8 protein-coding genes are annotated in these 12,870 nt (G+C 72.5%); 3 read left to right on the forward strand and 5 right to left on the reverse strand.

The window, feature by feature from the left end:
* The first annotated feature begins 28 nt into the window (after positions 1–28).
* On the forward strand, positions 29–958 hold the full coding sequence (locus ACH4S9_RS37660; RefSeq protein ID WP_398376169.1) for an HAD family hydrolase: 930 nt from the start codon (positions 29–31) through the stop codon (positions 956–958).
* Between the two features lie 80 nt (positions 959–1,038).
* Here the strand turns inward: ACH4S9_RS37660 and ACH4S9_RS37665 are convergent, their stop codons facing one another.
* The 5 genes from ACH4S9_RS37665 to hisC form a co-directional block, all read right to left on the reverse strand.
* Complete coding sequence (locus ACH4S9_RS37665) at positions 1,039–1,848, reverse strand: hypothetical protein (protein ID WP_398376173.1); 810 nt, start codon at positions 1,846–1,848, stop codon at positions 1,039–1,041.
* A gap of 251 nt (positions 1,849–2,099) precedes the next feature.
* Entirely contained in the window at positions 2,100–5,666 is a 3,567-nt protein-coding gene (gene cydD, locus ACH4S9_RS37670) for a thiol reductant ABC exporter subunit CydD (protein ID WP_398376177.1), read from the reverse strand.
* 22 nt (positions 5,667–5,688) lie between these two features.
* Complete coding sequence (gene cydB / locus ACH4S9_RS37675; RefSeq protein WP_398376232.1) at positions 5,689–6,696, reverse strand: cytochrome d ubiquinol oxidase subunit II; 1,008 nt, start codon at positions 6,694–6,696, stop codon at positions 5,689–5,691.
* A gap of 19 nt (positions 6,697–6,715) precedes the next feature.
* Positions 6,716–8,320, reverse strand: a complete 1,605-nt coding sequence (locus ACH4S9_RS37680; RefSeq protein ID WP_398376180.1) for a cytochrome ubiquinol oxidase subunit I — start codon at positions 8,318–8,320, stop codon at positions 6,716–6,718.
* Positions 8,321–8,577: 257 nt separating this feature from the next.
* Entirely contained in the window at positions 8,578–9,657 is a 1,080-nt protein-coding gene (gene hisC, locus ACH4S9_RS37685; protein WP_361185700.1) for a histidinol-phosphate transaminase, read from the reverse strand.
* Between the two features lie 455 nt (positions 9,658–10,112).
* Between hisC and ACH4S9_RS37690 the strand changes: the two genes are divergently transcribed.
* Both ACH4S9_RS37690 and ACH4S9_RS37695 read left to right on the forward strand, forming a co-directional pair.
* Positions 10,113–11,213 (forward strand): LacI family DNA-binding transcriptional regulator, encoded by a 1,101-nt coding sequence (locus ACH4S9_RS37690; protein ID WP_398376184.1) that lies wholly within the window; start codon positions 10,113–10,115, stop codon positions 11,211–11,213.
* 252 nt (positions 11,214–11,465) lie between these two features.
* Complete coding sequence (locus ACH4S9_RS37695) at positions 11,466–12,716, forward strand: metallophosphoesterase (RefSeq protein ID WP_398376186.1); 1,251 nt, start codon at positions 11,466–11,468, stop codon at positions 12,714–12,716.
* The last annotated feature ends 154 nt before the right edge of the window (positions 12,717–12,870 follow it).

Below are 12,870 nucleotides of genomic sequence, written 5' to 3' on the forward strand. Positions count from 1 at the left end.
GGCACTCGTGTCCGGCATATGCGGGAGGATGGTTGCCGTGACCCCAGCAACCGAGCAGTCCGAGCCCCCGGCCGCGCCCAGACCCGTTCCCGCCACCCCCCGGCCCCGGCTGATCGCCACCGACCTCGACGGCACCCTGTTGCGCAACGACAAATCCGTCTCGGACCGCACCGTCGCCGCGCTCGCCGCGGCGGAGCGGGCGGGTATCGAGGTGTTCTTCGTCACCGGCCGGCCGGCCCGCTGGATGGACGTGGTCAGCGCCCATGTGCACGGCCACGGCCTGGCCATCTGCGCCAACGGCGCGGCCGTCGTCGATCTGCACGACGGCGGCCGGCTGCTCGACGCGCGCCCGCTGCCCGGCGAGCGGGCGGTGGCCGTCGTGGAGGCGCTGCGCGGCGCGGCCCCCGGCACCTCCTTCGCGGTCGAGCGCACCGGCGGGATCGCCTACGAGCCGGAGTACCCGCCCTTCAACCGCGACCCGAGCGCGGTGATCGCCCCCGCCGAGAAACTGCTCGCCGACGGCGGGGAGTGCGACGGCATGCCGATCCTCAAGCTGCTCGCCCACCACCCCACCCTGGCGCCCGACGCCTTCCTGGAGCTGGGCCGCACGGTGGCGGGCGCGCACGGCGACTTCACCCGCTCCAGCCCGACCGCCCTGCTGGAGATCAGCGGGCCGGGGGTGAGCAAGGCGAGCACCCTGGCGCGGTGCTGCGCTCAGCGGGGCATCGCCCCCGAGGAGGTCGTGGCGTTCGGCGACATGCCCAACGACCTGGAGATGCTGGCCTGGGCGGGCACCTCGTACGCGATGGCCAACGCGCACCCGGAGGTGCTGGCATCGACCACCGGCCTCACCGCGAGCAATGAGGAGGACGGCGTCGCGGCCGTCATCGAACGGATCCTGGAGGGCATCCAGGAGGACACCCGGAAGGACGTCCGGGAGGACATCCAGGAGGGCTGAGGCGCCCGGGCCCGCCCCCCGGCCGGGTGGCCGGAGGGCGGTTCCACGAGCCGCCCGGAATCGGCATGGCCGACGCGGTATCACCAGAAGAAGACGACGTATCCGTCGCCACCGGGGTTGCCCGCCGTGCCGCGCGTATTGGGCGCGCCGCCCGGGCCACCGGCGCCGCCTTCGCCCCTGATCCCGGGCGGGTCGACGATGCCGTCGACCTCATCGCCGCCCGCGCCACCGGTCTGCCCGCTGTCGCCGGTCCGGCTCACACCGCCCGTGATGCACTGGCCCGTGCCGCCGGCCCCGCCCGTGCCGTCGGCGCCGTCCGTGGCGCCCACCCCGGGGCTGCCGGGGTTGCCACCGACGCCGCCGGTGGAGTTGAGAAGGGTGTTGCTGCTGGCATCGGTCACGCTCGTGGTGCCGCCGTTGCCGCCGGTGCCACCGGCGCCGCCGACAGGCCCGGCGGTACCCGCGGTACCGGCGACACCCAGGTTCACCGTGTAGCCCTGGAGGGCCTGGACCGGGATGACGCACCAGGTGAAGCCGCCGGCGCCACCGCCACCACCGGTGCCGCCGATAGCGGTACCGGTCGGGACGGCGCCGCCGCCACCGCCGCCACCGCCACCACCGGCGCCCCATGCCTGGACATGCACCGTGGTCACGCCCGGGGGAGGCGTGAAGGTCCCGGTCGCGGTGAACTCCCGCACCCCGTGCAGGACGGCGGGGTACTCCGGCGGCCCGAAACCGGGGTCACCGCCGCCCAGAGGGCCCTCGTCGGCGATGGCGGCGGGGGCCGCGGTCAGCAGCTGGCTGCTCAGGGCCACCACCGCCGCGGCGGCGGCCAGGACGGCCCGATGGCGCGTTCGGAATCGTTTGGATGTTGCGCTCTGGCTGTTCACGTGACGACTTCCTTCCCCGCGTCGGGCCAACGACTGTCGCGGAGTGCGATAGGGCGATAGGGCGATAAGAGGCAAAGCTGACCAAGTGGCCCGCGAAGCTCATCCCACTGCCCGCCCTGGGGGTGCGCATGCTGACGCCGCAATAGTTGGCCCGCCCAGGTGAGGAGTTGCCCTGACCGGGCTAACTCCCGGTCGGCGGCGGCCTCATCCGGGTTGCCGGGGCCGCCGCGTAAACCGTCCGCCGTGAAAAGTCACCTGGGCAGCGCCGCGGCCCCGGCCAGGGGAGATGGCGCCAGGGTGCCGCCCTCCTGGGCCTCCCGCTCCAGCATCCGCCGGAACGGACCCTCCGCCGCCGCGAGTTGGTCATACGTCCCGCGCTGCACGGCCCGGCCGCCGTCGAGCACGATCACCTCGTCGACCGCCTCCAGTCCCGCCAGCCGATGGGTGATCAGCACGGTCGTGCGCCCCCGTGTGGCCGACAGCAGATCGGCCGTCAGCGCGTCGGCCGTCGGCAGGTCCAGGTGCTCGGCGGGCTCGTCGAGCACCAGCACCGGGAAGTCGGCGAGCAGCGCGCGGGCCAGCGCGAGCCGCTGCCGCTGCCCGCCGGACAGCCGCGCGCCCGACTCGCCGACCAGCGTGTCCAGGCCGTCCGGCAGCCCGTCCACCCACTCCAGCAGCCGGGCCGCGGCCAGTGCCTCGCGCAGTTCGTCGTCGCTCGCGCCGGTGCGGGCCAGGCGGAGGTTCTCGCGCAGCGAGCTGTCGAAGATGTGCGCGTCCTGGGCGCACAGCCCCACCAATCGCCGTACCGCGTCGGGGTCCATGGCCGCGGTGTCGCGGCCCGCGAGGGTGTACGCGCCCGCCCGCGGGTCCAGGAAGCGGAGCAGCACATGGGCGAGGGTGGTCTTGCCCGAGCCGGACGGGCCGACCACCGCGACCCGGCGGCCCGGGCGCAGCTCCAGGTCGAAACCGTCCAGTGCGGACTCGCGCCGCCCCGGGTACCGGGCGGATATCCCGCTCAGGACCAGCGGATACGTCCCTTGTGGGGTCTCCGTGGCCGCCGGGGCGGGGCCCGGTCCCCCGGGCGCGCCGTCCACCACGTCGTATACCCGCCGCGCGGCCCGCCGCACCCGCTGCCGGTGCTGCACCGCGAGCGGCAGCCCCACGACCGCCTCGAACGCGGCGAGCGGCATGAGCACCACCACGGCCAGCCACACCCCGTCGAGCCGGCCGTCGGCCACCGCCCGCACACCGACGAGCGCCGAGGCGGCCACCGTCAGCCCGCAGGCCAGCGCGGACAGTCCGGCGCCCACGCCGGTGGCGGCCGCCGCCCGCCGGGCGATCCGGGTCAGCACACCGTCGGCGCGCCGCACCTCGTCCAGCCGACGCGGCAGCGCACCGGCGACGGTCAACTCGGCGGTGCCCGTGAGCAGATCGACGACCTGGGCCGACAGCGTGCCGCGGGCCGGGGCCAGCCGGCGCTCCGCGTGGCGGGCCAACGCCCCGGAGACGAGCGGCGCCACGACCCCCGCCACCAGAAGTCCGGCCGCCAGCACGGCGCCCGCCTCCGGCAGCAGCCACCAGGTGAAGCCGGCGGAGGCCACGCCCACGGCCAGCGCGGCGCCGACGGGCAGCAGCCAGCGCAGGAAGTAGTCCTGGAGGGCGTCCACATCGGCGACCAGCCGGGAGAGCAGATCGCCGCGCCGGGTGTCCTTCAGCCCCACCGGCGCCAGCCGCTCCAGCCTGCGGTACACGGCGACCCGCAGCTCGGCGAGCACCCGGAGCACGGCGTCGTGCGAGACCAGGCGCTCGGCGTAGCGGAAGACGGCCCGGCCGATCCCGAACGCCCGGGTCGCGGTGACCGCCACCATCAGATAGAGCACGGGGGGCTGCTGCGACGCGCGCGAGATCAGCCATCCGGAGACGGCCATCAGCCCCACGGCGCTGCCCAGCGCGAGGGTGCCGAGCAGCAGCGCGAGCGCGAACCTGCCCCGCCAGGCCCGCGCCGATGCCCGCACCCACGCGAGCGAGGAGCGGCGCTCCCGGTGCGCTTCCGGCCCCGCCGCCTCGCGGACCGCCGACGCGTCGTGTGTGCCGTGTGCGTCGTGTGTGCCGTCCATGGGGACGGCCCGAGGCGCCGGGACCCGGGGGGCCGCGGTGGGGCCGGGCAGCCGCACCACCCGGTCGGCGACGGACAGCAGGGCCGGGCGGTGGACGACCAGCAGGACCGTGCGGCCCTCGGCCAGCCGCCGTACCGCCTCGACGACCGCAGCCTCCGTCTCCCCGTCCAGATTGGCGGTCGGCTCGTCCAGCAGCAGCACCGGCCGGTCGGCCAGGAACGCGCGGGCCAGCGCGAGCCGCTGCCGCTGCCCGGCGGACAGCCCCGCGCCCATCTCGCCGAGGGGGGTGTCGGCACCGTTCGGCAGCGCGTCCACGAAGCCGAGCGCGCCCGCGTCCCGCAGCGCGGCCCGCACCGCGGCGTCATCCGCGTCCGGGCGGGCCAGCCGTACGTTCTCGGCGATCGTCCCGGCGAACAGATACGGGCGCTGCGGCACCCAGGCGACCTGGGCGCGCCAGCCGTCGAGGTCGAGCGACGCCAGGTCCCGCCCGCCGATCAGCACCCGGCCCTCGGCCGGCTCGGCGAACCCCAGCAGGACGTTCAGCAGCGTGCTCTTGCCCGCCCCGCTGGGGCCGACCACGGCCACCGTCTCCCCCGGGAGGATCTCGAACGAGGTCGCGGCCAGGGAGGGTTCGGCGCGGCCCGGGTGGCGGACCACCAGCCCCTCCACGCTCAGCGCCGCGCCGCGCGCGTCGGGAGCGGGATCGCCGCCCGGCGCCCTGGGCTCGCGTTCGAGGACCGCGAAGACCTCGTCCGCGGCCGCCAGCCCTTCCGCCGCCGCGTGGTAGTGCGTGCCCACCTGCCGCAGCGGCAGATACGCCTCGGGGGCCAGGACGAGCACCACCAGCCCCGTGTACAGGTCCAGCTCGCCGTGGACCAGCCGCATCCCGATGCCGACCGCGACGAGGGCGACCGACACGGTGGAGAGGAGTTCGAGCGCGAAGGAGGAGAGAAAGGCCAGCCGCAGGGTGCGCAGCGTCGCCCGCCGGTAGTCGGCGGTGATGGCGCGGATGGACGCGGCCTGGGCCTTGGCGCGGCCGAAGACCTTGAGGGTCGGAAGTCCGGCGACGACGTCCAGGAAGTGCCCGGACAGCCGGGACAGCAGCCGCCACTGACGGTCCATCCGCGACTGGGTGGCCCAGCCGATGAGGATCATGAAGAGCGGGATCAGCGGCAGGGTGACGGCGATGATCAGCGCCGAGACCCAGTCGGCGGTGACGATGCGGGCCAGCACCACCACCGGCACCACCACCGCCAGGCCCAGCTGCGGCAGATAGCGGGCGAAGTAGTCGTCCAGGGCGTCGATGCCCCGGGTGGCGAGGGTGGTGAGCTCGCCCGTTCCCCTCGCCTCCCGCCCGTCAGTCCTCCGCGCGCCCATCCGCTCGGGTCCCAGCCGGGCCGCATGCGCGAGCAGCCGCAGCCGCAGCTCGGACTTGACGGCCGCACCGGCCCGGTGGGCGGCCAGCTCGGTCAGCCAGGCGACCGCGGCGCGGCCGGCGGCGACGGCCGCCAGCAGCGCCAGCGGGCGCACCAGGTCCCCGGGCGCCGTCCCATGGACGAAGGCGGCGACCACCACCTCGGCGATCAGCATGGCCTGCGCCACCACAAGCCCCGCCGCGACCAGCCCCAACGCCACGGACGCGGCGAGGAACAGACGGGTCGCCCGGGCGTGACGCAGCAGCCGGGGGTCGACTGGTTTCACGTGAAACACACCACCCGTGGGGTCAGTGACCGGTCGGCTCGGGAATGTGCTGGGTGCCGATCCGCTTGCGGAAGACCCAGTACGTCCAGGCCTGATAGGCCATCACCAGCGGGGTCATCACGGCCGCGACCCAGGTCATGATCTTCAGGGTGTACGGGCTGGACGCCGAGTCCGCCACGGTCAGGCTCCACCGCGGGTCCAGCGTGGAGGGCATGACGTCCGGGAAGAGCGCGAGGAAGAGCATCGCGACCGCCGCGGCGATGGTCACCCCGGACAGGGCGAACGCCCAGCCCTCCCGGCCGCGCCGGTTCATCACCAGCGCCGCGAGCAGCGCGACCGCCGAGACCAGCAGCGCGGCCAGCGACCGCCCGTTGCCGCTGTCGTGTTGTGTCCAGCCGAGGAAGGCCACCGCGAGCACGGCGGCGACCGGGCCCAGCACCGCCGCGTACCGCCGCGCCCGGGTCCGGATGTCCCCCATCGTCTTGAGCGAGGCGAACACGGCGCCGTGGAAGGTGAACAGCACCAGGGTGAGCACCCCGCCGAGCAGGGCGTACGGGTTGGCCAGGTCGAGGAGGTCGCCGGCGTAGTTCTTGTCCGGTCCGATCGGCACCCCGCGCACCATGTTGGCGAAGATCGCTCCCCACAGGAACGCGGGCAGCAGCGAGCACCAGAAGATCACGTTCTCCCAGTTGCGCTGCCAGCGCTCCTCGGGGCGCTTGTGCCGGTACTCGAAGGCGACACCGCGCAGGATCAGACAGACCAGGATGACCAGCAGCGGGAGATAGAAGCCGCTGAAGAGCGTCGCGTACCAGTCGGGGAAGGCCGCGAAGGTCGCGCCGGCCGCCGTGATCAGCCAGACCTCGTTGCCGTCCCAGACCGGGCCGATGGTGTTGATCAGCACCCGGCGTTCCGTACGGTCCCGGGCCAGCGGCTTGGTCAGCACGCCGATCCCGAAGTCGAAGCCCTCGAGGAAGAAGTAGCCGGTCCACAGGACGGCGATCAGCACGAACCAGACGTCGTGAAGGTGCAGTGACATGGCTCTCTCCGGCTCAGTACGCGAAGGTCAGCGGCTTGTCGGCGTCGTCGTTACCGGTGGCGTCGCCCCCGGTGGCCGACCCGGCGCCCGGTCCGCCGGAGGGCAGCCGCAGCCGGGGGTCCTTGGCCGGCGGCTTCTCGTCGGTGTCCGGCCCGGCCTTGGCGTACTTGGTCAGCAGCTTCACCTCGACCACCGCGAGCACGCCGTACAGCAGCGTGAAGACGCCCAGGGATATGAGGACCTCGGTCCGGCTGACGCCGGGGGAGGCCGCGTCGGCGGTCTTCATCAGCCCGTAGACCACCCACGGCTGACGCCCCATCTCGGTGAAGATCCAGCCGAAGGAGTTGGCGATCAGCGGGAAGCCCATGGTGAGGATCCCGATCCGCCAGGACCACTTGGTCAGCAGGGGGCTCATCTCGCGGTTCTTGGTGAGCATGAGCCGCGGCACCTCGTCCTCCCCGGTGCGGAACGCGGGGGAGAGCCACTTCTTGCGCCGGGTCGTCCACAGCCCGATGAGCGCGGCGACGAACGAGGTCATCCCGAAGCCGATCATCAGCCGGAAGCCCCAGTAGGTCATGAAGATGCTGGGGATGTAGTCCTCGGGCTGCCCGCCGTAGGCGGCAGCCTCCCGCGCGGCCACGTCGTTGATGCCGGGGACGGAGTCGGTGAAGTTGCTGTGCGAGAGGAACGACAGCATCCCGGGGATCTCCAGCTCGACGCTGTTGTGCCCCTTGCCGACATCGCCGACGGCGAAGATCGAGAAGGGCGCGGGCGCCTGGGTGTCCCAGAGCGCCTCGGCCGAGGCCATCTTCATCGGCTGCTGCTCGAACATCACCTTGCCGAGCTGGTCGCCGCTGACCGCGGACCCCAGGCCCGCGATCACGGCGACCACCAGCCCGACACGCAGCGACGCGCGCATCGCCGGGATCTGCTTCTTCTGCTTCTCGCCGAGCTCCTCGCCGCGGTCCTGGCGGCGCTTGGCCCGCCAGAGGTGGAAGGAGGCGATGCCCACCATGAAGGCGGCGCCGGTGAGGAAGGCGGCGGTGAGGGTGTGGAAGACCACGACCAGGGTGGTGTTCTGGGTCAGCACCGCCCAGATGTCGGTGAGCCGCGCCTTGCCGGTGGCCTTGTCGATGGCGTAGCCGACCGGGTGCTGCATCCACGAGTTGGCGGCGAGGATGAAGTACGAGGACAGGATGGTGCCCAGCGCGACGATCCAGATACAGGCGCAGTGGATCTTCTTCGGCAGCTTGTCCCAGCCGAAGATCCACAGTCCGATGAAGGTGGACTCGAAGAAGAAGGCGAGCAGCGCCTCCATGGCGAGCGGGGCGCCGAAGACATCGCCGACGAAGCGGGAGTAGTCCGACCAGTTCATGCCGAACTGGAACTCCTGGACGAGGCCGGTGACCACGCCCATCGCGATGTTGATCAGGAAGAGCTTTCCCCAGAACTTGGTCGCATGGAAGTACTTCTCCTTGCCGGTGCGGACCCAGGCCGTCTCCAGACCGGCGGTCATGGCCGCGAGAGAGATCGTGAGCGGGACGAAGAGGTAGTGGTAGACGGTGGTGATGCCGAACTGCCATCGCGCCAGCGTCTCCGGCGCCAGAGCCAGATCCACGGGAATCTCTCCTTACGGTCTTGCCCGGTTGTGCCCGGTCTTGCGTGCAGGGTTCGCCTGCGCCCCAAGGGAGCTTGTGAAAGTATTCACATTCACAAGCACATCATACGCACACACATTTACGCCCCTTCTCACCGGGGGGTGGAAGGGGCGTAAGCGCAACGTATCGGTATGCTTCTGCCTTTACGACCGGTCGGCGTGGACGCCGGTTCGAGCGGGGCCGCCGCAACTGCTCTACGCCGACGGCCCGCCGCGCGTCACAGCTCCTTGCGGAACTCCTCGGTGACCCGCAGGAAGATGTCGTTCGCCTCCCGCTCGCCGACCGTCACCCGCACCCCCTCGCCCGGGAACGGGCGCACCACCACACCGGCCGCCTCGCACGCCGCCGCGAAGTCCACCGTGCGCTCCCCCAGCCGCAGCCACACGAAGTTCGCCTGCGACTCGGGCACCGTCCACCCCTGCCCGGCCAGCGCCCCGCTCACCCGCGCCCGCTCCGCGACCAGCGCCTCCACGCGCTCGCGCAGCGCGTCCTCGCTGCGCAGCGAGGCCACCGCCGCGTCCTGCGCCAGTTGGCTGACCCCGAAGGGCACCGCCGTCTTGCGCAGCGCCGCCGCCACCGGCTCATGCGCGATCGCGAAGCCGACGCGCAGCCCGGCCAGGCCGTACGCCTTGGAGAAGGTGCGCAGCACGCACACATTGGGCCGCTCCCGGTACAGCTCGATGCCGTTCGGCACCCGCTCGTCCCGGATGAACTCGATGTACGCCTCGTCCAGCACCACCAGCACCTCGGCGGGCACCCGGTCCAGGAAGCGGGTCAGCGCCTCCCGGCCGACCACCGTGCCCGTCGGGTTGTTCGGGTTGCAGACGAAGATCAGCCGGGTGCGCTCGGTGATCGCGTCCGCCATCGCGTCCAGGTCGTGCACCTCGCCGCCGGTCAGCGGCACCTGTACCGGCGTCGCCCCGGAGATCCGGGTGATGATCGGATAGGCCTCGAAGGACCGCCAGGCGTAGATGACCTCGTCACCCGGCCCGGCCGTGGACTGCACCAGCTGCTGCGCCACGCCGACCGAGCCGGTGCCGGTGGCCAGGTGCTCCGGCGGCACGTCGAAGCGGCGGGCCAGCTCGGCCGTCAGGGCGGTGCAGGCCAGGTCGGGGTAGCGGTTGAAGGAGGCAGCGGCCGATATCGCGGTCTCCAGCACCCCGGCGAGCGGCGGATAGGGGTTCTCGTTCGAGGACAGCTTGAAGGCGGCGGGGCCGCCCGCCGCGGCCGGCTTGCCGGGCTTGTACGTCGGAATGCCGTCCAGCGCTCCACGCAGCTTGGGGCTCTTCTCAGTCACCGCGGCTCCTCCTCGACCGTCCCGTCCGTGCGCGACCGCCCGCACACGTCGATACCTCTCACCTTATGAGGCATCCTGGGCCCGGCGTACCGGCGAGCGAGCCCCGGGGCACAGGCGGCGGGAACCGGGCGCGGGGGCGGCCGGGGCCGACGCGGAGGCGGCTGCGGCCCGGCGCGGGGATGGCACACAGATGAGGGGGAGCGATTCCGCTTCCGCCGTGCGCCGGTGGCGAGCGCCCTGGCGCGCATCGCTCATGAAGGTGAGTTGAGACCTCTTCGAGACAACGACCAATCGGCAGGCGTGGATATGCCAGAGGCGACTACTGACCCGCGAGAACCCCCAACTATCTTGATTTCCAAGGGAATTGGGCGAAGCGCTCATGCAGAAACGTGCCTTCGCCAAGCCGAACGCACCCCCGCGCGGAGGGGCCACCCTCGCCCTACTATCGGCTCGCCATGACAGCAGCAGGGAAGCACCAGGTGAGCCGGTCGACCGGCCGCCGGCTGACACGAGCGGGCATCCGGGACGTGGCCGCCGCAGCCGGGGTCTCGATCACGACCGTCTCCGACGCGCTCAACGGCAAGGGCCGGCTCCCGGACGCCACCCGCCGCCATGTCCGCGAGGTCGCCGACCGGCTGGGCTACCGCCCCTCCGCCGCGGCCCGCACGCTCCGTACCGGCAAGTCGGGCCTCATCGGCCTGACCGTGACCACATACGGGGATGAACCTTTCACCTTCACCGAATTCGCGTACTTCGCGGAGATGGCGCGCGCCGCCACCTCCGCCGCGTTAGCACGGGGCTACGCCCTGGTCATCCTGCCCGCCACCTCCCGCCACGACGTATGGTCCAACGTCGCCCTCGACGGCACCGTCGTCATCGACCCCTCCGACCACGACCCGGTCGTCACCGAGCTGCTGCGCCAGGGCATCCCCGTGGTCAGCGACGGCCGCCCGGCCGGCACCCTCCCCGTCACCGCCTGGGTGGACAACGACCACGAGGCCGCCGTCCTCGGCCTGCTCGACCACCTCACCGACTCCGGCGCCCGCCGCGTCGGACTGCTCACCGGCACCACCACCGACACCTACACCCGGCTGTCCACCACCGCGTATCTGCACTGGTGCGAGCGGGTCGGACAGGACCCGGTGTACGAGGAGTACCCGGCCCACGACCCATGCGCCGGGGCCGTCGCCGCCGACCGCCTGCTGGCCCGCCCCGACCGCCCCGACGCCGTCTACGGCCTGTTCGACCCCAACGGCACCGACCTTCTGGCCGCCGCCCGCCGCCACGGCCTGCGCGTCCCCGAGGATCTGCTGCTGGTGTGCTGTAGCGAGTCCGCGATCTACCGCACCACCGAACCGCCCGTCACCACCCTCTCCCTCAAGCCCCGCCGGATCGGCACCGCCGCCGTACAGCTGCTGGTCGACGCCATCGAGGGGCCCTGCGCCGACCACCCCGTCGAGCGGGTGATACCCACCGAACTGATCGTGCGGACGTCCTCGCAACGGCGCCCGCCACGCACCACGGTCAGCGCGCCGCGCAGCCGTGCCGGAGGCTGACGGCCCGGGGTGCGGCCGTAACCTGAGGAAGACTTGAGGATGACGCGACACGCACCGGAGCCCGATCGGCTGCTCCTACCGGGCCAATCCGGGATAAAAGACCGTCCAAGCGGGACGGCTCCCCGATTGACGGCCCCCGGGTGCGTCACAAGCCCGTACGGTCATTCCTATGATGGGCGGACGACACCGCGGACCGCCCTCGACCAGGCATGGTCCACACGGTGGCACGGCGGCGCGAGGGTGGAGGGGTCGATGACTCAGGGGGCCGGTCTGGGAGCCTCGGCACGGACGACGGCGGCGGTTCCGCCCGTGTCCGCGTACGGATCGTCCGCCGTGCCCGGCCCTCTTCCGGGCGGCACGATCCCCACCGCCCCGAACCCGTACGGCGGGATGCCCTACGGCGCGGTCCCGCACGGCCGGGTCCCCCGCGACCCGGCCCAGCCCGCCCCGCCCCCGGCGCCCGCGGCGCGCCCCGCGGAGCCCACCCCGCCCACGCCGCCCTCACCACCGGCGCCCCCCGTCCCGCCGGTGGAGTACACCCCCACCGAGCGCTCCCTGCCGGTCATGGGCCCCGGGCACACTCTCCCGGACACCCCCCTGGTGCCCCCGCAGGACCGCCCGACCGTCGAGCTCACCCCGGTCCCCGACCCCGAGCGCTCCCAGGCTCCCGAGTCCGAGGGGCCCGGCCCGCTCTACGTCGTGGGCGATGTCCACGGCTACCTCGACGAGCTGCGCGAGGCGCTGCTCGCCCAAGGGCTGATCAACGCCGAGGGCAACTGGTCCGCGGGCAACGCCCGGCTCTGGTTCCTCGGCGACTTCACCGACCGCGGCCCGGACGGGATCGGTGTCATCGACCTCGTCATGCAGCTGTCCGCCGAGGCCGCGGCCGCCGGCGGCTACTGCAAGGCCCTGATGGGCAATCACGAGCTGCTGCTCATCGGCGCCAAACGCTTCGGCGACACGCCCGTCAACTCCGGCGCCGGCACCGCCTCCTTCCAGGCCGCCTGGCTGCTCAACGGCGGCCAGCGCACCGACATGGAGCGGCTCGAGGACCACCACCTCCAGTGGATGTCCCGGCTCGACGCGATGACCGAGCAGGACGGCCATCTGCTCGTGCACTCCGACACCACCGCCTACCTCGACTACGGCGACTCCATCGAGGCAGTCAACGACGCCGTGACCGAGGCGCTGCAACGCAGCGACGCCGACGAGTGCTGGGATCTGTTCCGCAAGTTCACCAAGCGCTTCGCCTTCCGCGACGAGGACGCCGGCCCGCTGGCCGCCCGCGAACTGCTCGACACCTACGGCGGGCAGCGCATCGTCCACGGCCACAGCCCGATCCCGTATCTGCTCGGCGAGGTCGGCTCCGAGGACGGCGAGGACGACGGCCAACCGATCGTCGAAGGCCCGCACATCTACGCCGACAACCTCGCGATCGCCATGGACGGCGGCGTCACCATGGCCGGAAAACTGTTGGTTGTCCAATTGCCTCTGAGCGACTGAGGGTTCATATCACGTCGCACGGGGAAGATAGACAGTTTCACCGACGCGGAGTGAATTCGGGAAACCTACTGTCACCCCACGCCGGATCGGCTCTACCATCGGCTTATCCGTAGCAGGCTCTCCTCCGTTTCCGCCCCACTGCCCGGTGACAGCC

Source organism: Streptomyces sp. NPDC021225 (genome assembly GCF_044332865.1).
In the GTDB taxonomy this organism is placed as follows: Bacteria; Actinomycetota; Actinomycetes; order Streptomycetales; family Streptomycetaceae; genus Streptomyces.